Annotated in this window: 18 protein-coding genes; 7 read left to right on the forward strand and 11 right to left on the reverse strand. The window is 76.6% G+C overall.

The genetic code is table 11. The annotated features are described in order from the left end of the window. Positions 1–77 precede the first annotated feature (77 nt). From WAA21_RS01160 to WAA21_RS01180, 5 genes are read right to left on the reverse strand one after another with little or no spacing between them, the layout of a single operon-like run. Positions 78–734, reverse strand: coding sequence for a Maf family protein (locus WAA21_RS01160; RefSeq protein ID WP_336920889.1), 657 nt, complete (start codon positions 732–734; stop codon positions 78–80). Continuing rightward, positions 731–2512 (reverse strand): DUF885 domain-containing protein, encoded by a 1782-nt coding sequence (locus WAA21_RS01165; protein WP_336920890.1) that lies wholly within the window; start codon positions 2510–2512, stop codon positions 731–733. Before WAA21_RS01165 ends, WAA21_RS01160 begins: the two co-directional genes overlap by 4 nt. Continuing rightward, on the reverse strand, positions 2509–3078 hold the full coding sequence (locus WAA21_RS01170; RefSeq protein WP_336920891.1) for a signal peptidase I: 570 nt from the start codon (positions 3076–3078) through the stop codon (positions 2509–2511). Before WAA21_RS01170 ends, WAA21_RS01165 begins: the two co-directional genes overlap by 4 nt. A gap of 32 nt (positions 3079–3110) precedes the next feature. Then, the gene (locus tag WAA21_RS01175; protein ID WP_336920892.1) at positions 3111–4739 is read right to left on the reverse strand and encodes a GGDEF domain-containing protein; all 1629 of its coding nucleotides are present in this window, start codon (positions 4737–4739) and stop codon (positions 3111–3113) included. After that, a complete protein-coding gene (locus WAA21_RS01180; RefSeq protein WP_336920893.1) occupies positions 4736–6073 on the reverse strand; it encodes a hypothetical protein in 1338 nt (445 codons plus the stop codon). The genes WAA21_RS01175 and WAA21_RS01180 overlap by 4 nt, the downstream gene beginning before the upstream one ends. A gap of 192 nt (positions 6074–6265) precedes the next feature. Here WAA21_RS01180 and WAA21_RS01185 point away from each other — a divergent pair, with 192 nt between their 5' ends. Both WAA21_RS01185 and WAA21_RS01190 read left to right on the forward strand, forming a co-directional pair. After that, positions 6266–7357, forward strand: a complete 1092-nt coding sequence (locus WAA21_RS01185; protein ID WP_336920894.1) for a hypothetical protein — start codon at positions 6266–6268, stop codon at positions 7355–7357. Between the two features lie 172 nt (positions 7358–7529). Continuing rightward, positions 7530–8150, forward strand: a complete 621-nt coding sequence (locus tag WAA21_RS01190) for a hypothetical protein (protein ID WP_336920895.1) — start codon at positions 7530–7532, stop codon at positions 8148–8150. Positions 8151–8208: 58 nt separating this feature from the next. Here the strand turns inward: WAA21_RS01190 and WAA21_RS01195 are convergent, their stop codons facing one another. The 4 genes from WAA21_RS01195 to WAA21_RS01210 form a co-directional block, all read right to left on the reverse strand. Then, positions 8209–8487 carry an acyl-CoA carboxylase subunit epsilon gene (locus WAA21_RS01195; RefSeq protein ID WP_336920896.1) on the reverse strand — a complete coding sequence of 93 codons (279 nt, stop codon included), beginning with the start codon at positions 8485–8487 and terminating at the stop codon, positions 8209–8211. Further along, positions 8484–9209 carry a PspA/IM30 family protein gene (locus tag WAA21_RS01200; RefSeq protein ID WP_336920897.1) on the reverse strand — a complete coding sequence of 242 codons (726 nt, stop codon included), beginning with the start codon at positions 9207–9209 and terminating at the stop codon, positions 8484–8486. Before WAA21_RS01200 ends, WAA21_RS01195 begins: the two co-directional genes overlap by 4 nt. A 129-nt stretch (positions 9210–9338) precedes the next feature. Beyond that, the gene (locus WAA21_RS01205; protein WP_336920898.1) at positions 9339–11450 is read right to left on the reverse strand and encodes a TPM domain-containing protein; all 2112 of its coding nucleotides are present in this window, start codon (positions 11448–11450) and stop codon (positions 9339–9341) included. 235 nt (positions 11451–11685) lie between these two features. After that, positions 11686–13302: an acyl-CoA carboxylase subunit beta gene (locus WAA21_RS01210; protein ID WP_336920899.1), complete on the reverse strand. Its 1617-nt coding sequence runs from the start codon at positions 13300–13302 to the stop codon at positions 11686–11688. Positions 13303–13389: 87 nt separating this feature from the next. Here WAA21_RS01210 and WAA21_RS01215 point away from each other — a divergent pair, with 87 nt between their 5' ends. From WAA21_RS01215 to WAA21_RS01225, 3 genes are all read left to right on the forward strand, one after another. Further along, positions 13390–14229 carry a biotin--[acetyl-CoA-carboxylase] ligase gene (locus WAA21_RS01215; protein WP_336920900.1) on the forward strand — a complete coding sequence of 280 codons (840 nt, stop codon included), beginning with the start codon at positions 13390–13392 and terminating at the stop codon, positions 14227–14229. After that, positions 14226–15167, forward strand: coding sequence for an adenylate/guanylate cyclase domain-containing protein (locus WAA21_RS01220; protein ID WP_336920901.1), 942 nt, complete (start codon positions 14226–14228; stop codon positions 15165–15167). Before WAA21_RS01215 ends, WAA21_RS01220 begins: the two co-directional genes overlap by 4 nt. 124 nt (positions 15168–15291) lie before the next feature. Beyond that, the gene (locus WAA21_RS01225) at positions 15292–16089 is read left to right on the forward strand and encodes an enoyl-CoA hydratase/isomerase family protein (RefSeq protein ID WP_336920902.1); all 798 of its coding nucleotides are present in this window, start codon (positions 15292–15294) and stop codon (positions 16087–16089) included. Here WAA21_RS01225 and WAA21_RS01230 read toward each other — a convergent pair. Further along, positions 16005–16649 (reverse strand): GtrA family protein, encoded by a 645-nt coding sequence (locus WAA21_RS01230; RefSeq protein ID WP_336920903.1) that lies wholly within the window; start codon positions 16647–16649, stop codon positions 16005–16007. The two genes, WAA21_RS01225 and WAA21_RS01230, sit on opposite strands and share 85 nt — an antisense overlap. Positions 16650–16687: 38 nt before the next feature. Between WAA21_RS01230 and WAA21_RS01235 the strand changes: the two genes are divergently transcribed. Both WAA21_RS01235 and purE read left to right on the forward strand, forming a co-directional pair. Then, the gene (locus WAA21_RS01235) at positions 16688–17920 is read left to right on the forward strand and encodes a 5-(carboxyamino)imidazole ribonucleotide synthase (RefSeq protein WP_442893203.1); all 1233 of its coding nucleotides are present in this window, start codon (positions 16688–16690) and stop codon (positions 17918–17920) included. A gap of 41 nt (positions 17921–17961) precedes the next feature. Next, on the forward strand, positions 17962–18462 hold the full coding sequence (gene purE, locus WAA21_RS01240) for a 5-(carboxyamino)imidazole ribonucleotide mutase (RefSeq protein WP_336920917.1): 501 nt from the start codon (positions 17962–17964) through the stop codon (positions 18460–18462). Between the two features lie 4 nt (positions 18463–18466). On the opposite strand, the gene WAA21_RS01245 is transcribed toward purE, so the two are convergent. After that, positions 18467–19503, reverse strand: a 1037-nt coding sequence (locus WAA21_RS01245; protein WP_336920904.1) for an LCP family protein, incomplete at its 5' end; no start/stop codon positions are given.

Raw genomic sequence — 19503 nt, forward strand, 5'->3', positions numbered from 1 at the left:
CACGCGGCCGCTGAGCGGTGCACGCGGCGGGGCGGGGTCCGTGGGACCCCGCCCCGCCGTCGTGCGACCGGGACAGGTCAGGGGGCGGGTCGCGGCGCCCACAGCGTGTGCCACGGCACCCCGACCTGGGCCGTGAGGGCGCGCAGCGTCGGCAGGCCGATGCCCACGACGGCGTGCGGGTCGCCGTCGACGCCGTCGACGAACGCGCCGCCTAGGCCGTCGACGGTGAACGCCCCCGCCACCTGCAGCGGCTCGCCCGTCGCGACGTAGGCGTCGACCTCGTCGTCGGACAGGTCGCCGAAGCGGACCGTCGTGCTCGCGAGGTCGCCGACCGAGGCGCCCGAGCCGCCGTCACCGACGGGACGCAGGTCGACGAGCCAGTGCCCGGTGCGCAATACCCCCGCGCGCCCACGCATCGCCCGCCACCGCTCACGGGCGACGTCGGCGGTGCCCGGCTTGCCGTAGGCGACGCCCGCGAGGTCGAGCACGGAGTCGCAGCCCACGACGAGCGCGTCCTCGACGCCCTCGGCGCCCAACGCGGTCGCGACGTCCTCCGCCTTGGCCCGCGCCAGCAGCAGCGCGACCTCGGCCGGGTCGCTCACGCCGTAGCGGGCGACGACCGCGTCCTCGTCGACCTCGCTCACCCGGACCTCCGGCTCCACGCCCGCCGAGCGGAGGGTCGCGAGGCGGGCGGGCGAGCGGGAGGCGAGGACGAGGCGGGGCGGGCCGCTCACGACGACGTGGGCGCCAGAGCCCGGCGCAGCGTGCCGAGGCCCACGGAGCCGACGTCGAGCGCACGGCGGTGCCACGCGGCGAGGTCGAAGTCGCCGCCGGCTCGTGCCGCGGCGTCCTCGCGCAGCCCCAGCCACACCCGCTCGCCCACCTTGTACGACGGCGCCTGGCCCGGGTGACCGAGGTAGCGGTCGAGCTCGAAGCGCAGCACCGCCTCGGGCTCGGGCACGTTGCCGGACAGGTAGGACCAGGCCTTCTCGTACGTCCAGGCGCCGCCGCCGGCCGACGCCGGGGCCTCGAAGCCGCAGTGCACGCCGATGTCGAGGACGACGCGGACCGACCGCAGCAGCTGCGAGGCGACGAGACCGAGCCGGTCGCCCGGGTCGTCGAGGAAGCCGAGCTCGGCCATGAGCCGCTCGGCGTACAGGGCCCAGCCCTCCCCGTGCCCGGACACCCACGCCCCCGAGCGCCGGTATCGGTTGAGCACGCCCGCGCGCACGACCGTCTGGCCGATCTGCAGGTGGTGGCCCGGGACGCCCTCGTGGTAGACGGTCGTGCGCTGCTGCCACGTGGAGAACGACGTCATGCCCTTCGGCACCGACCACCACATGGCGCCCGGGCGCACGAGGTCCTCGCTCGGGGCGGTGTAGTAGACGACACCGGTGTGCGAGGGCGCGATGCGGCACTCGAGGCGCCGCACCTCCTCCGGCACGTCGAAGTGGGTGCCCGCGAGCGCGTCCACGGCCTCGTCGGAGACCTGCTGCATCCAGTCGCGGAAGGCCTCCGCCCCGTGCACCAGCCGCCGCTCGTCGCGCTCGAGCGCCGCTGCGGCCGCCTCGATGCCGTCGGCGCCCAGCGCCCGGGCCAGCTCGGTGCCCTCGGCGCGCAGGCGCTCGACCTCCGCGACGCCCCACTCGTAGGTCTCCTGCAGGTCGACCTCCTCGCCGAGGAAGTACGCGAGCCGGGGCGCGTAGCGCTCCTCACCGACGGCGTCGGCCTCCGGGGCACGCCCCAGCAGGTCCTCCCGCAGGTACGTCGCGAGCCCCGCATAGGCCTCGGCCGCCCCCTCGGCGGCGGCACGGACCTCCTGCACGAGGGTGGCGGGCACGCCGTCGGTGCGCTCCGAGGCCGCCGCGAGCCGGGCGAAGAACCCGTCGGCGCCGGTGTTGTCGTCGCACTGCGCGGCGCAGGCGAGCACCTGCCGGCGCGCGGCGACGCGGCCGGCGTCCGCGGAGTGCTGCAGGGCCTGCTCGTACGACGCGACGGCGTCCGGCACCGCGCGCAGCCGCTGCGCGACGACGGCCCAGTCGTCCGCGCCGTCGGTCGCCAGCAGGTCGAAGGACTCGCGGATGCTCTGCACCGGCGAGCCGAGCACGTCCAGCGCCCGCGCGCGCTCGCCGGACTCGGCGAGCGCGACCTCGCGGGTGAGGCGCTCGGTGAGCACGTCGAGGGTGACGACGTCCACGTCGTCCGCCGGCTGCAGGTCGGCCGCCTCGCGCAGCACGCGGCGCCGCAGGGCGGCGCGCGCGTCGATGCCGACCACCGAGTGGTCGGTGAGGCGCGTGTCGTGCCCGGCCACGCCCATCTGCGTGGCCTGCTCGGGGTCGAGGGCCGCGTACTCGTCGAGGTAGCGCTCGGCGAGCTCGTCGACGGGCGTCCGCTCGCGCGCACCCAGCGGGACGGTCGGCGCGATGCCGGTCTGGGCGGTGACGAGGGGCTCGATGACCCGGCCGCCGGGGTCGCCGGCGGGGACGGCCGGCTCGGGGGAGGTGTCGCTCACCCGGGCACGGTAGCCGCTGCCCGCGAGGGGCCCGCGCTGCCGACGACACGGCGGGGCGGCTCGTGCGCCGGGGCGGGCGCCGTGGCGAGCACCGCGGCCGCGAGCAGCGCGGCGAGGGCGAGCGCCACGTGCCCGACACGGTGCGTCCGCGCCCAGAGCACGAGGCTGCCGACCCACGGCACCCGCAGCCGGGCCATGCCGGAGACCGCTGCCGGGGCGACGCCCGCCGCGTCGGGCGACGGGTTCGCGTCCCCCCGGGTGGTGAGGGACCCGTCGGCCGCCACGTCGACCACCCGGTGGAGCACCTGCCGGCCCGGCACCGCGCGGTCCTCGAACAGGACGACGTGGCCAGGGACGAGCACCGCAGGGTCGACCGGCTGGACGAGGACGACGTCACCCTCGCGGATGCCGGGACGCATCGAGCCGCTCATCACCACCGAGGCCTCCCAGCCCAGCAGCAGCGGCAGCAGTGACCACACGACGAGGCCCGCGACGGTGGTGAGCGCCCCCGCGGCGAGCGCGGACGACCAGGTCGCCGCGGCCACCGCGACGGCCCGAGCGGACACGCCTCGCGGCGCCGGTGCGGCGTGGCGGCCCCTCACGGGCCGGGCACCCGCGGGCGCAGCGAGCCCGAGGCGCTCACGACCCGGTTGCGGCCGTCCTTCTTGGCCCGGTACAGCGCCGCGTCCGCGACGGCCAGCAGCTCCTGCGGGTCCTCGGCGTCCTTCGGCCAGCACGCGACCCCGATGCTCGCCGTGACGGGGACCGGGCCGTCCGCGGTCTCGACCTCCGCGCGGATGCGCTCGGCCACGGGCAGCGCGTCGTCGGAGCAGACGCCGGGCAGGATGACGGCGAACTCCTCACCGCCGTAGCGCGCGGCGAGGTCGCCGTCCCGGCAGGCGAGCTGCAGCAGTCCCGCGGCCACCCGGAGCGCGTCGTCGCCGGCCTGGTGCCCGTGGGTGTCGTTGAGCCGCTTGAAGTGGTCGAGGTCGACGAGCAGCAGCGAGAACGGCTGCTGCAGGGTCGAGGAGACCTGCTGCTGCAGCGCGCGGTCGAAGGTGCGCCGGTTCGCGAGGCCGGTGAGGCCGTCGGTGTCGGCGGCCTCCCGCAGCCGTCCGAACAGCGCCGCTCGGCCGAGCGCCTGGGCGGCGTGCGCGGTCGCCTGCCGGGCGGTGGCGACACGACGGCGCTCGATCCGTACCGCGCGACCGGCCAGGCGCGCCAACCACCCGCGGCGGCCCCCCATGGCCATGAGCAGCGCGCCGCTCACCTGGTGCTCGAGGTGGAACGGCACGAGGAGGACGTTCTCGGCGTCCGGCAGCACCTCGGCCAGCCACCCGTCGGTCCGCGCGTCCAGCGAGGGCACGAGCCTCGGTGCGCCGCGGACGACGGCGTCCTGGGCCACCGAGCGGTCGGGGAAGGCCTCGGGCACCAGCAGCGTCTCCACCTCGGCCGCACCGACCCGGCGCACCGCGGTCCCGGCGCGGGGCACCACGGTCGCGCCCTGCCCGCGCTGCCGCAGGTTCGGGTACGCCACCACCAGGGTGCGCTCGGCGAGAAGCTCGTCGTGGGTGACGCGCGTGAGAAGGGTCGCGATCTCGACGACGTCGACGAGCGACTCCAGCCGGCGGGCGAGGCGGAGCAGCACCTCGACGTCGTGACGGCGCCGTCGCAGCTCGCGCTCGTTGACGGCCGCGAACGTCGACGTGCCGAGGACACCCGCCCACAGCAGGGCGAGCAGGAGCGTGACGTCCCCGAGCGGGAACGGGCCGGGCGGGGTGCCCGTGCCCACGACGAGCCCGGAGGCGGCGGCCTGGACGGCGAGGACGAGGACCATCGAGTGCCACAGGACCAGCTTGAGTCCCGTCCGGAACGACAGCAGCAGGGTCACCGCCACGCCGTGGACGAGCACGACGTAGCCGACGGGACCCTCGAGGTCGCCGAGGAGCAGGAAGGCCCAGCCGAGGTAGGCGCCGTCCAGCAGCAGGCCGAGAGCGAGCCCGGCGAGCGCGACGGCGCGCCCGAGCCGGAGGAGCGGGACCGTGCACAGGCCCAGCGCCCCCAGGACGAGGGCGGGCACGGCCAGCTCGCCGACGTGCCCGCTGCGCAGCGGGGGCACGAGCCACCACAGCAGCGGAGGCACGAGGGCGAGCGCGAGGCGGACGCCCGCGCTCCAGCGCAGGCGCTGGGACAGCGGCAGCAGTGCGGCGTTCGAGGGGGCGCTCATGGCGCGGCTCCAGTCGCGGGGGCCCCGGTGTCGTCCAGGGCGAGGTCGAGGTCGGGGTCGAAGGGCAGGTCGGTCTCCGGGTGGAGCGGAGCGAGGGCGAGCTTGGGGTCGCGACGGTCGACCTGGTCCTGCACGAGCAGGAAGAGCACCATGAGCGCGACCATCCCGAGGGGCAGCTGCGGGTGGGCCACGAGCGGTGCGGCCAGCGTCAGGACCGCGTCGGGCAGGCCCGTTGGGACGACCACCGCCTGCCACCCGCGGAGCGCCGGTGCGGCGAGCCACGCCCCGGCGGAGACGAGCCCGTGCCACACGGCGGTGAGGGCGTCGCCGGTCGCGGCGAGACCGGACGACAGCCACGACAGCGGACCGGGCGCGCCGGGGGGGTCGGCGCCGGCGACCGCGGCGTCCGGGGGAGCGCCGTCCCCGTCGGACAGGGCGTCGGTGTCGGACGTGACGTCGCCCGGACCGTCGTCGACGGCGTCGCCGCCGGTCGGCTCCCCGCCGGGCGGACCCACGCCGACGGCGTCGTCGCCGGTCGGCGCACTGCCGGTGACCTCGTCGGTGCCGACCGTCCCCGTCGTGGCGTCCGACCCGGGAACTTGCCGGTCAGCGGGCCCGTCGAGAGGGCCGTCCGCTCCGGCGCCGTCGCCGGCCGAGCGGGGGTCGATCCCCGGGACGAGGGCGGCGGTGGGGGCAGGGGCGCTCGACGGGCCGCTCGACGTGGGCGAGGTACCCGTCGGTCCGGGGGTGGGCCGGGGCGACGGTCCGGGCACGGCGGTCACGGACCACGCGAGGGTCGCGCTCGCGGAGGTGCCGGCGGCCTCCTGCACGTCGGCGACCTCGGCCCTCACGGTGAAGGCGCGCGCGTCGCCCCCCGTCCGGGGCACCCAGCCGGTGCCCACCCCGCCCGCCGCGGCGGAGGTCGTCGTGGTCGCGAGGCCGCTGAGCGTGTCGGCGGCCACCACCGCCGCCGGCGGGTCCGCGCAGGAGCTCCCGGGGGCCCCCACCCCGATCTCGAGCCGGAGGTGCTCGGCCAGCGCCCCGTCGACGTCGACCGCCTGCACGACCACCTCGCCGTGGTCGCCGCCGGGCGGCGTGGTCACGACCAGGCACGCGCTCTCGCGACGTCCCGGGACGAGCGTGGCGCCGGGGAACAGGGCCGGCCCGCCCGTCGACGACGCGAGCGGCACGGTGGCGAGCGGCCGGGGACCAGGTGCCAGGTCCTGCGACGCGATGGCGACGAGCCCCGCCACGAGGACGAGGGCGGCAGGCCCGGCGAGGACGGCGCGGGTCAGGTGCCGCGGGCGCAGGCGGACGCCCAGGTGTCCACGCACCCGCACACCACCTCCTGGACCACCTCTCCCCGACGAACCGGACCCCGCCCGTACCGATCGGCCCAAGGGGCCCCGCTCCTGACCCTCGCGGTGGGACGGGGCGTGCCTTACGCCCGTACGGGGGCACGGCCTCAACCGGGGGGACCGTCGGTCGATCCCTGTGGCGGGGGAGGCGACGAGGAGCGGAGGAGCATGGCCGAGGACGTCCGGCACCGGCGTGGACGTCGTCGACCCCTCGAGCCGACGGTGCGCGCGCGGCTGCGCCGCGCCGGCGGCCGGTCGGTGGTGCTCTGGCTCGCCGCGGTCGCCGCACTCAGCCTGCTCACCGTGTCCTCGAGCGCGGGGGCCGCCTTCACCGCCACGACCCGGCCACCCGCGGCCAGCCTCGCCAGCGACCTGCTCGACGCCCCTGCCGCGCTCACCGCCTCCCGGCCGTGCCTGTCCCCGTCGCCGACCTTCCGTTCGGCCTCGACGGTCGGCGGGCAGGTGTCCACCCTGTCCGTGCCCCGGCCCAGCGGCACGGCCGCGGGCGACGTCCTGCTCGCCTTCGTCCAGCACCACGACTCGACCAGCCCGCCCCAGCCCCCGGCCGGGTGGACGGTGCTGCACCGCAACCCCACCGGCTCCGGCGAGTCGCTGCTCGCCGGTCGGGTCGCGACGGCCTCCGAGCCCGCGACGTACGCGTTCTCCGGCCTCGACCCGTCCGACACGACGGCGGCGACGGTCCTCGCGTACACGGGGGCGAGCCCGACGACGCCGTGGGAGGCGACAGACGTGCAGACGGTCCGCGCCGCCACGGTCACCGCGCCGTCGGTGCAGCCGGCCACCGCGCGCACCCGGTGGGTGACGGGCTTCCTCGTCGACGACCACACCGGTGCGGTCTCGACCCCCACGGGCACGGTCAGGGCGGCACTCACCGTGCCCGGGCCGCAGTACTCGCAGCTGGTCGTCTCCGACCGCGAGCACAGCACGCTCTCGGCGACGGGCACGTCGTCGGTCACCCTCACCGCGAGCGCGGACGCGAGCGGCTTATCGGTCCTGCTCCGATCGGCGGTCGTGGCGCCCGCCGTCACGCTCTCGTGGTCCCCGACCCCGGACGGCTACGCAGCCGGCTACGAGGTGACGCGGACGGGGTCGTCCGCGACCACGACGGTCTCAGGTCGTCTGACGACGTCGCTGCTGGTCGAGGACCTGCCCGCCGCCTCCTCCGCGGTGTTCTCCGTCCGCAGCACGGCCGGCACGTGGCGCTCCGCCGTGCAGTCCGTCGCGGTCGCAGCCTGCTGACCCGGCTCCGTTCGGGGGAGCAGCCGCCGCGGCCCTCAGGCGTGGCACCGGACCTGCCGAGCCACCCATCGACCCCCGACCCTGCTCCCGAGACCCCGGAGCCCCCATGACCCCCCTGGCCCCACCCGCACCCCCGGCGCCGAGCGCCACGACGTCCGCCGCCGCTGCACCCGTGCCCGCCGTGCGCCCCCGACGCGCCTCCACCCGCGAGCGGGCCGTCACCCCGACGCGTCTCGCGGTCGCGCTCGTCGTCGGCATCGTGCTGAGCGGCGCCCTCGTGTGGCAGTCGTCCTACGCCGCCTTCACGGCCACCACGCGCAACGAGAACAACGCGTGGAGCGCGGGGTCGGTGCAGCTGACGACGAGCAGCCCGTCGACGGCGCTGTTCAACGAGGTCGGGCTCGTGCCCGGCAGCACCGGCCAGCGCTGCATCACGGTCACCTACACCGGTGTCCCGGCCGACGTGAGGCTGTACGCGCAGGCCGCCGGGGCCACGGACCTCTCGCCGTACCTGGAGCTGACGGTCGACCGCGGCACCGGCGGCGACGCCTCGTGCACGGGCTTCACCCCCTCCTCGGCCCTGTACGGCCCCGCGGCGCCGTCCTACGACCCGGCGCTGACCCTCGCGACCTTCAGCGCCACGCACACGGGCTACGCGAACGGCCTCACGGGCTGGACGACCACCGGCGACGCCCAGACCACCTACCGCGTGCGCTACCGCCTCAAGGACGACAACACGGCACAGGGCAAGACGACGGCGGTGTCCCTCGTCTGGGAGGCGCAGAACACCTGACCCGGCGGCCACCGCCCCGCCGCAGACGGCCCGCGTCGCGCACGCCGTCCCGCCGCCCTCAGGAGCCGGGCAGCGCCCGCCAGCCCGGGACGGCGGCGCCCTGCCGGACCAGCGTCGTCGGGTGGCCCCACCGGCTCGGCCGGGCCCTCGGGGCCCGGCCGGGCGCGGCCGCGGCGGCACGGGCGGTGAGGACCGCGACGAGGGCGGCGAGCTCCGCAGGCGTCGGCCGCCCGGCGAGGACGCGCATGACAGGAGCGTCCTGCGCGTCACCGCCGGCGGCGCGCCCGTCGGCGACGGAGCCGTCGCCGGGCTCCTCGCCGACGGGCTGCCCGCTCACTGCTGCGGGCTCTGCGAGGACTTGAGCGCCGCGAGGCGGGACTCGACCTCGATGGCCGTGCCCGCGTCCTCGAGCTCGGCGAACTGCCGGTCGAGGCTGGAGGCGGCGAGCTCCGCGGAGCCCAGCGCCCGCGCCTCCTCGCGCCGGATCTTCTCCTCGAAGCGGCTGAGCTCGCTCGTCGGGTCCGCGAGGTCGATGCTCTTGATGGCGTCGTGCATCTGGTTCTGCGCCTGGGCGACCTTCTGCCGCGACACGAGCTGGTCGCGGCGCTGCTTGAGGTCCTGCAGCTTGTTCTTCATGCCGTCCAGGCCCGTGCGCAGCTTGGTGACGACCTCCTGCTGCCCGGCGATCTGCGCGTCGAGGGCGGTGGCGTCCTGCTCGGCCTTGATCTGCCGCTCGAGGGCCACCTTGGCGAGGTTGTCGAGGCGGTCCGCCTCGCCCGCGTTGCCGGACGAGCGCAGCTGGTCGGCCCGGCCGCTGGCGGCGAGCGCCTTGCTGCCCCAGTCCCGCGCGGCCGTGGCGTCCTCGTCCCGGTCCGCCTCCATGAGCCGGAGGTTGCCGATCGTCTGGGCCACCGCCTGCTCGGCCTCGGTGATGTTCGCGGAGTAGTCGCGGATCATCTGGTCGAGCATCTTCTCCGGGTCCTCGGCCCCGTCGATGATCGCGTGGATGTTGGCCCGCGCGAGCTGCGAGATGCGGCCGAAGATGGACTGCTGGGACATCGGTGCTCCTGTCTCGTCGTGTGCTGGTCTCGTGTGCTGGTCTCGTGTGCTGGTCTCGTGTGCTGGTCTCGTGCCGGTCGCGCCTGCCGTGCCGTCGGGCTCCCGGGGCCTGACCGGCGCCCGGTCCCGTCAGAAGTCGCCGCCGAAGCCGCCGCCCCCACCGAAGCCGCCACCGAAGCCGCCGCCGAAGCCGCCGCCGAAGCCGCCGCCACCGAAGCCGCCGCCGCCCCCGCCGCCACCGCCGCCGCCGCCGCCGCCGAGGATGCTGCCGAGCAGGACACCCATGGCGATCGTGCCGGGGTCGATGCCGCGCTGCCGACGGTGGCCGCCCCAGGGGCCGGACCAGTCGTCGTCGGGGTCGCGGAAGCGGTCGACCTCTCGTCGCGCCTCGGCGAGCGCGAGGTCGGCCTCGGCCTCGGCGGCGCGCGCGTCCTGCAGCGCCGCGACCGGGTCCTCGCCCGCCTGCCGGTAGGCGGTGTCGAGCAGGTGGCGGGCGTGCGACGCGCGGGTGCGGGGACCGCCGCCGACCGCCCCCCGGCGGGTCGCGATGAAGCGCTCGACCTCCTCGACGTCGGCGCGGGCCGCGACGAGGGCGTGCTCGAGCGCGGCCTCGGCCCGCGCCCGCTCCCGACCGGCGCTCGAGGTCGCCTCGAGCGCGCGCTCGAGCCCGTCGTCCGCCGCCTCGACGCGGCGCAGGACCCCGAGGGGGTCACCGCCCCGGGCCGCGACGGCGGTGCCGGGTCCCTGAGCCGACCCGGCCGCCCCCGCACCGGACGGGCCCTGCCCCAGAGCGCCCACGGCGCCCGCGGCCACGAGCTGCTGCTCGGCCTCCGCGACCGCGGCGCGGGCGCGGCCGGCCGCCCCGGCGAGGTCCGACAGGTCGGAGCGGCTGCCCTGGGCGAGGACCGCCTCGGCCTGCGCGAGGTCGGCCCGCAGGTCGGCGGTCGCGCCGGGGAGCTGGACGACGGCGTCGCGCAGGTGGCCGTCGAGGTCCTCCACGGCCGCGGCCTGCTCGGCGGCGCGGGCGAGCGACGCCTCCGCCTCGTGCGCCGCGACGGCACCCTCACCGGCCGTGCCGCCCGTCACGTGCTGCTGGGCCGACGCGAGCCGCTCGCGGGAGAAGTCGACGAGCTCGCGAGCGAGCTCGACGTTGTCCTGCACGGGCTCCACGGCCGCCGCCGAGTACGTCCGCCGCAGCCGCTCGAGGGTCGCGGCGGCCCGGTCGACCTGCTCGGCGACCCCGTCGCTCAGGGACTGCAGGCGGGGGAGCAGGGTCGGCAGGGACCGCTCGTAGTCCCGCAGCCGCGACATGGCCTCCGACTGCGACTGCAGCGTCTCGTCGGAGGCACGGGTCCGCTCGAGGACCTCCACGAGCAGCCGGCGACGTTCCTGCTCGGGCACGTCCCCGCGCGTCTGCTGCTCGTCGAGGTGCCGGCGCGCCTGGAACGCCTGCGTCAGCGAGGCCCGGGCGCCGGCCACGGCCGCCTCGAAGTCGTGGGTCGCCTCGTCGCCGAACTGCGCGCGGGCGAACATGAGCTCCTGCTCGGACTCGCGCAGCGCCTCGTCGGCCGCGAGCAGGGCGGAGCCGGCCCGCTGCTCGAGCTCCGGGGTGGGCACCGTGGTCCAGCCCGTGTCGCCGCGCCGCTGCGCGACCTCGTGCGCCGGCAGCCGCGGCTTGCGCCGCCCGGCGACGAGGCTCATGACGACGATCCCGACCCCGACCGCGCCGATCACGAGGAAGAGCCCGAGCGCCCCGAAGCCGAAGCCGTCGCCGGCGCCGGCGCCGGCGGGCTCCTCGGGGGCCGGCTGCTCGACGGTGCCGCCCACCCCGCCCTCGGCGACGACAACCTCCTCGAGGGTCGTGGCCGCGGCGGTGACGGCGCCGTCCCAGTCGTCCGCCGCCAGTGCGGGCTCCACCGCGGCGCGCACGTCGGCAACCTCGGCGGTGCTCAGCTCGGCAGGAGGCTCGAACTGGTACTGCCGCGCGTCGACCGCGACCGCGAGCATGGCGTCCTCGGCGCCGAGGCCGCTCTCGCTGCCGGTCTGCAGGACCCACTCCTCGGGCTCGAGCCCGTCGAAGGTGTCGACGAAGACGACGTACAGGTCGACGCCCGTCGCGTCCGACAGCTGGTCGACGGCGTCCTGCGCCGCCCCCGTGTCGAGCACCCCGGCGCTGTCGGTCACCTGGCCCCGCAGCGCGGACGGCGGTTCGGCGGGCACACCGGCGAGCGACGTCGTCACGGCTCCGATCCTGCCAGCACACCCTCAGGACGTCGGTAGGGGCAGCCGCAGTTCCCGCGAGCCCTACCGTCCCCGCGTCGTGGGACCCCGCGCACCCCCCGGAGGCCGGAGGGCCGCCGCGACGTCCCACGACCGGGGCGGGCCCTCCGGTTGTGGGACCCCGCGCACCCTCGGGAGGCCGTGAGGCCGCCGCGGCGTCCCACGACCGGGGCGGGTGTGGGGGCGGGGCGCGGGGTCAGAGCGGGATGTTGCCGTGCTTCTTCGGGGGCAGCGTCTCGCGCTTGGTGCGCAGCAGCCGCATCGCCTTGACGATCTCCACGCGGGTCTCGCTCGGCTCGATGACGGCGTCGACGTAGCCGCGCTCCGCCGCCACGTACGGGTTGGCGAACGTGTCCTCGTACTCGGTGATCTTCTGCTGGCGCAGGGCCTCGACGTCCTCGCCCTGCTCGCCGGCGGCGGCGAGCGCGCCGCGGTAGAGGATGTTGGCCGCGCCCTGCGCCCCCATGACGGCGATCTGGGCGGTGGGCCACGCGAGGTTGAGGTCGGCGCCGAGGTGCTTGGAGCCCATCACGCAGTAGGCACCGCCGTACGCCTTGCGCGTGATGACGGTGACCATCGGCACCGTGGCCTCGGCGTAGGCGTACAGCAGCTTCGCGCCGCGGCGGATGATGCCGTTCCACTCCTGGTCGGTGCCGGGCAGGAAGCCGGGCACGTCGACGAAGGTGAGCACGGGCACGTTGAAGGCGTCGCACGTGCGCACGAACCGCGCGGCCTTCTCGCTCGCGTCGATGTCGAGAGTGCCGGCCAGCTGCATGGGCTGGTTCGCCACGATGCCGACGGGGTGCCCGTCGACCCGCGCGAACCCGCAGAGGATGTTCGGGGCGAACAGCGGCTGCGTCTCGAGGAAGTGGCCGTCGTCGACGACCGCCTCGATGACGGCGTGCATGTCGTAGGGCTGGTTCGCGGAGTCCGGCACGAGCGTGTCGAGCGCCGCGTCGCCCTCGCGCGGCTGCAGCGACGCGGGGTCGTCGGCCGGCTCGCTGACGGGCGCCGGCTCGAGGTTGTTGCTCGGCAGGAACGACAGCAGGTCGCGGACGTACTCGATGGCGTCGTCCTCGTCGCTGGCCATGTAGTGCGCGTTGCCGGAGCGGCTGTTGTGGCTGCGCGCGCCCCCGAGGTCCTCCATGGTGACGACCTCGCCCGTGACCGTCCGGATGACGTCGGGACCGGTGATGAACATGTGCGAGGTCTGGTCGACCATGACCGTGAAGTCGGTGATGGCGGGGGAGTACACGGCCCCGCCCGCGCACGGGCCCATGATGAGGCTGACCTGCGGCACGACGCCGGAGGAGTGCACGTTGCGGCGGAAGATCTCCGCGTAGAGCGCGAGCGCGACGACGCCCTCCTGGATGCGCGCGCCGCCGGAGTCGTTGATGCCGACGACCGGGCAGCCCATGCGCGCCGCCAGGTCCATGACCTTGACGATCTTCTCGCCGAAGACCTCGCCGAGGCTGCCCCCGAACACCGTGAAGTCCTGCGAGAAGACGCAGACGTTGCGCCCGTCGACGGTGCCGAAGCCGGTGACGACGCCGTCGCCGTAGGGCCGGTTGGCGTCCATCCCGAAGTTCGTCGAGCGGTGCCGCGCGAGCTCGTCGAGCTCGACGAAGCTGCCCGGGTCCAGGAGCGCCTCGATGCGCTCGCGGGCGGTCTTCTTGCCCTTCGCGTGCTGCTTCTCCACGGCGCGCGCGGAGCCGGCGTGCACGGCCTCGTCGATGCGCTGCCTGAGGTCCGCGAGCTTCCCGGCGGTCGTGTGGATGTCCGGCTGGGCGTCCTCGGTGTCGCTGCGCTGCACGAGGACGGACTCTAGCCCCGGCGGGACGGGCCGGTCCCGGGCCGCTGCCCACCGGGCGGGCCGGGGCCCGGGCGGTACGGTGCCGCGGTGCGGTGGCCGGTGCAGGTGGTGACGGCCACCGGCTCCACGAACGCCGACCTCGCCGACGCCGCCCGCGGGGGCGAGACCGGACCGCGCGTGCTCGCCGCCCGTCGCCAGGACGCCGGACGCGGGCGGCTGGACCGGGCCTGGTCGAGCCCCGCCGGCGCCTCGGTCGCGGTGTCGTGGCTGTGGGCGCCGCGTCGGCCCCGGGCGGACTGGCCGTGGCTGCCCGTCGTGGTCGGCCTCGGCGTCGTCGATGCGGTCGCCGCCCTCGGCGTCACCGCCCGGCTCAAGTGGCCGAACGACGTGGTGGTGGACGTCGCCGCGCAGCCTGCGGGCGTCGTCCCCGGGGACGCCGCGACCGGGGCCACGGCGGGCCTGCGCAAGCTCGCCGGCGTGCTCGTGGAGGTCGCCGTGACCCCCGACGGCACCGCGTGCGCGGTCGCGGGCGTCGGGCTCAACGTCGGCCTCGGCGCCGACGACCTGCCCGTCCCGACGGCGACGTCCGTCCGGCTGCTCACCGGGCGCGACCCCGGCTTCGACGCCGCGCTGGCCGCCCTGCTCGACGGCGTGGGGGCACGGCTGTCCGCCTGGGACGCCGACGCCGACGCCCACGCCGATGCCGATGCCGATGCCGCCGCCGACGTCGCCGGCCCCGACGCGCGGCTGCGCGAGGCCTACCGTCAGGCGTGCACCACGCTGGGCCGCGAGGTGCGCGTCACGACCCCGGGGGGTGCGGTGCGCGGCACGGCTGTCGACGTCGACACGGCGGGCCGGCTCCTGGTGCGGGGGGACGACGGGCGGGTCGTCGGGCTGTCCGCGGGCGACGTGGAGCACGTCCGGTGACCGGGCCCGCGCGCACGTACACGTTGCGCGAGGCCGCGCGCGAGGTCGGGGTGTCGCAGCTGAGCGCCCGCAAGCTGTTCCGCGCGCTCGGCTACGCCGACGTCACCGACGAGCCGGCCCTCGGCGCCACCGAGCTGCGGGCGCTGGAGCTCGCGGCCGGCATGGTCCGCGACGGCACGCTCGACGAGCAGACCGTCCTCAACCTCAGCCGGGCGGTCGGGCGCTCGCTGGACCGGCTCGCCACGTGGCAGGTGGAGTCCGTCGCGGAGCGCGTCGACGGCGACCCCCGGGCGACGGCGGCGCTGCTGGAGCAGCTCGGGCCTCGGCTGGAGGCACTGCTCGCCATCGTGTGGCACCGCATGCTCGAGGACGCGGTCGACCGGGTCGTCGTGCCCGCCGGCGAGGCGTTCGAGCGTGCGGTCGGCTTCGCCGACGTCGTCGGCTGGACGCAGGTCGTGCAGAGCCTCGACGAGCCGGAGCTCGCCGGCCTGGTCCGCCGCTTCGGCGACGTCGCGGGCGACGTCATCGCCGACAACGGCGGCCGCGTCATCAAGACCGTCGGAGACGAGGTCATGTTCACCACGCGCGGGGTGGCCGACGCCGCACGGACCTCGCTGGGCCTCGCGCAGGCCTTCGACGACGAGCCGCACGTGCCCGGGGTGCGGGTGGGCTTCGCCCACGGCCCCGTCGTCGCCCGCCTCGGGGACGTCTTCGGCAGCACCGTCAACCTCGCCTCACGCGTGTGCCGCCTCGCCGGGGCCGGCGAGGTCCTCACCGACTCCACCACCGCGGCCGGCCTGACGGGCACGCAGGGACTGCGCCTGCGCCCGCTGGGCGAGCGGCAGGTGCGCGGGGTCGGCAGGGTGCCGCTGGTCTCGGTGGAGCCCCCGTCACGACGCGATCAGGGCCGCGGGTACGCCCCGGGCGAGCACGGCTGAGGGTCGGTACCAGGCCCGCACCGGGGCCGCCCGGGCGCCAGGACCGCAGCAGGACGAGCAGCAGGACGAGCAGCAGGACGAGCAGCAGGACGAGCAGCAGGACGAGCAGCAGGAGGACGAGGACGTGACGCAGGAGCAGTGGGTCCGGCTGGTCGAGGAGGACGAGCAGGGGCACGTGGTGTCTCTGGTGCTGCAGCGCGAGGCCGCGCGCAACGCCATCTCCGTGGAGATGGCCCGCCAGGTGGCCGAGGCGGCCCGCGACCTCGCGGCCCGGCCCGCGCTGCGGGCGGTCGTGCTGCGGTCCAGCCGCGAGGACGCGTTCTGCGTGGGCGCGGACCTCAAGGAGCGGGCGCGCGCGAGCACGGCGGACCTGCTCGCCGCCCGCGACACCAACCGCGCCGCGTACGGCGGGGTGCTCGCCCTGCCCGTGCCGGTGGTCGCCGCGGTCCGCGGCTACGCCCTCGGCGGGGGCTGCGAGCTCGCGCTGTCGTGCGACCTGCTCGTCGGGGACGCGGGCACCGTCATCGGCCTGCCCGAGGTCGGTGTCGGGCTGCTGCCGGGCGGTGGCGGCACGCAGCTGGCCGTGCGCCGTCTGGGCTGGGGGCGCGCCGCCGACCTCGTCCTCACCGCCCGACGCTGCGACGGCGAGGAGGCCTACCGGCTCGGGCTGCTGGACCGCCTCGCCGAGCGCGGCCGGGTGGTCGAGGAGGCGCTCGACCTCGCCCGCCTGCTGGCGAGCCGATCGCCGCGGGCGGTCCGGCTCGCCAAGCAGGCCATGCGCGACGGCGCGCACCGGCCGCTGCCCGAGGCGCTCGAGGTGGAGGACGCCGCGTGGCGTCAGGTCGTGGGCGGGGCGGACCGGGTCGAGGGCATCGCGGCGTTCGTCGAGAAGCGCGACCCGGCGTGGGAGGACGCGGGCTGAGGGGCCACGCCGGGCTCCACCACCGCGGCGCCCTCGGTGACGGTGCCGGCCGCCGCCCCGCCCGTCGGACCGCCCGGCGCCCCCGGCTCACCGTCGCGCAGCTCGTTGAACACGACCGTGCGGTACATGAGGAAGCGGAACAGCGTGCCGAGCGCGAGGCCGACGACGTTCGCGGCGATGTTGTCGGCCACCGCCGAGGTGAGGCCGAGCACGTAGCGGCTCACCGCGAGCGGCACGAGCGCGAGCAGCAGGCCTCCCACGTTGACGACGGCGAAGAGCACGAGCTCGCGGCGCACGGCCGAGCGTCGCCGGCGCCGGAACGTCCAGTAGCGGTTGCCGACCCACGCGGTGAGGGTCGCGAGGCACACCGACACGACCTTGGCCGTCAGCGGGCGCCCGTCGAGGACGGGGTCGGGTCCCGCGTGCAGGAGCAGGTTGAACACGCCGAAGTCGACGACGTAGGCGACCGCGCCGACGACGCCGAACTTCATGCCCTCCCGCACGACGAGGTGGAGCGCGCCGTGGACGACGGCGTACAGACGCTGCAGCGGTGCGAGCACCGCTCAACGGTACGCGGTCGGCTGCGTAGGCTCGGGCCGTGGCGAGCCCCGACACCACCCGGACGTACGAGCCCCGCACCGACCCGGTGACCGACGCGTCGGGCTTCCCGACCGTCGCCGTCGTCGGCGGCGGTCAGCTCGCCCGCATGATGGTGCCGCCGGCGGTCGCGCTCGGGGTGCACCTGCGCGTGCTCGCCGAGCGCCCCGACGACAGCGCGGCGCTGGTGGCCGGGCACGAGCTCGGCCGCGCCGACGACGCGGCGGCCGTGCGCGGTACCGCCCGGGGCGCGGCCGTCGTCACCTTCGACCACGAGCACGTGCCCCCGGACGTCCTGGCGGCGCTGCAGGCCGACGGCGTCCCCGTCCACCCCGGGCCGGACGCGCTCCTGCACGCGCAGGACAAGCTCGTCATGCGCCGGGCGCTGGCCGGTCTCGGTGTCCCCGTGCCGGCGTGGGCCGAGGTCGGCGACGTCGCCGACCTGCGGGCCTTCGCCGCCGACCACGGCGGTGCGGCGGTGCTCAAGACCCCCCGCGGCGGCTACGACGGCAAGGGCGTGCTCGTCGTGCGCGCCGAGGACGAGGCGGCGTGGGAGCAGGCCGGTGACTGGTTCTCGCGCGCCGCGGGCGCCCCGCTGCTCGCGGAGGAGCTCGTCGCGTTCTCGCGCGAGCTCGCGGTCCTGCTCGCCCGCAGCCCCTCCGGGCAGGCGGCGCTGTGGCCGGTGGTGGAGACCGTGCAGGTCGACGGCGTCTGCCGGGAGGTCCTCGCGCCCGCGCCCGGCCTGGACGACGACCTCGCGGGCGAGGCGGCCTCGGCGGCGCTCGCGGTCGCCGGCGCGCTCGGCGTCACCGGGGTGCTCGCGGTCGAGGGCTTCGAGGTGCCGGGACCGGGCGGGCCGCGCTTCCTCGTCAACGAGCTCGCGATGCGCCCCCACAACAGCGGGCACTGGACCATCGACGGCAGCGTGACGAGCCAGTTCGAGCAGCACCTGCGCGCCGTGCTCGACCTCCCGCTGGGCGACGTGCGCACGCGGGCCCGCTGGACCGTCATGGCGAACGTCCTCGGTGGCGAGCACCCCGACCTGTACCGCTCCTACCTGCACGTCATGGCGCGCGACCCGGGGGTCAAGGTCCACCTGTACGGCAAGGAGGTGCGGCCCGGACGCAAGATCGGGCACGTCACGGTGACGGGGGACGACCCGGACGGGCTGGAGGCGCTGCGCGAGCGCGCGCGGCACGCGGCGGACTACATCACGGGGACGGTGACCGAGTGAGCGGGCCGGGACCGGTCGGGCCCCCGCTCGTCGGGGTCGTCATGGGCTCGGACTCCGACTGGTCGGTGATGGAGGCGGCGTCGCAGGCGCTCACCGAGCTCGACGTGCCGCACGAGGTCGACGTCGTGTCGGCCCACCGCATGCCGCACGACATGGTCGCGTGGGGCGCGGAGGCGGCCGGGCGCGGCCTGCGGGTCGTGGTCGCGGGCGCCGGCGGCGCCGCGCACCTGCCGGGCATGCTCGCCTCCGTCACGCCGCTGCCCGTGGTGGGGGTCCCGGTGCCGCTGCGCCACCTCGACGGGCTGGACTCGCTGCTGTCGATCGTGCAGATGCCGGCGGGGGTGCCGGTCGCGACGGTCGGCGTCGGCGCCGCCCGGAACGCCGGGCTGCTGGCCGCGCGCATCCTCGCCGCGGGCGAGGGCGAGCACGCGGCGGACCTCCGCCGCCGGCTCGAGGAGCACGCCGCGGGCCTGCGAGAGACCGCCGTCCGCAAGGGCGCCGCGCTCCGGGACCGCCTCGCCCGCGGCGCGACCGAGGCCTAGGGCCTCAGCCGCCGGCCTCCTCCGTCCACTGCCCGACGAGCCGCTCGACCTCGCGGGTGTCGCTGTCGCGCAGGGCGGCGAACAGCTCCTCGGAGCGCTCGGCGTCCCACTCCACGGCGGAGCCCACGTCGGTCGACAGGGACGGGTTCGACACCGGCACCGTCAGCTGGACGCCGTCGCCGCCGGCCGCGGAGCGCATCGCGAGCAGGAACCGGGTGAGGTCGACGGGGCCGGTGCCGTCGTCGACGGCGAGCGCCTGGCCGCCGGCCCTGGCCGTCGCGTACGCGCGCGGCGGGTCCAGCAGCAGCCCCGGCGAGGCGGTCTCGTCGACGATGGCCGCGAGCACCTGCCGCTGCCGCTCGACGCGGGCGAGGTCGCCGCGCGCGTCGGTCTTGCGGGTCCTGACGAGGCCGAGCGCGTCCTGGCCCTGCAGGGTCTGCTCGCCCGCCGGCAGGTCGATGTCGGCGAAGGAGTCCTCGATCGGCTCCGGCAGGGTCACCGTGACCCCGCCCAGGGCGTCGACGACGCTCGCGAAGCCGCCGAAGCCGGTCTCGACGTAGCCGTCGACCCCGATCCCGGTCGCGGCCTCGACCGTCTCCGTGAGCAGCTCGGGGCCGCCGAACGCGTAGGAGGCGTTGAGCTTGTTCATGCCGCGGCCGGGGATCTCGACGTAGGAGTCGCGGGGCAGGCTCAGCAGCACGGTGGGACCGCCGCCGCGCGGGGTGTGCAGCAGCAGGATGGTGTCGGTGCGGCTGCCCGTGGTGTCGGTGACGGTGGTGCCGTCCGCGTCCTCGGTCTCCAGCCGCGAGTCGCTGCCGACGAGCAGCCACGTGGTGCCCGGCGTGCCCGCGGCCGTGCCCACCTCACCGACGGTGCGCACGTTCTGCCACGCGACGAGACCGAGCGAGACCGGGTAGGCGACGAGCAGCGCGACCAGCAGCAGGACGACGACGAGGACGCCGCGTCCGCGCCGGCGCCGTCGCGGCGGGCGCGGACCGCGGCCGCGGGGGGCGGGACCGCGGCGCCCGGGGCCGCGCGGCG

Origin of the sequence: Aquipuribacter sp. SD81 (assembly GCF_037153975.1) — a bacterium.
GTDB lineage: Bacteria > Actinomycetota > Actinomycetes > Actinomycetales > JBBAYJ01 > Aquipuribacter.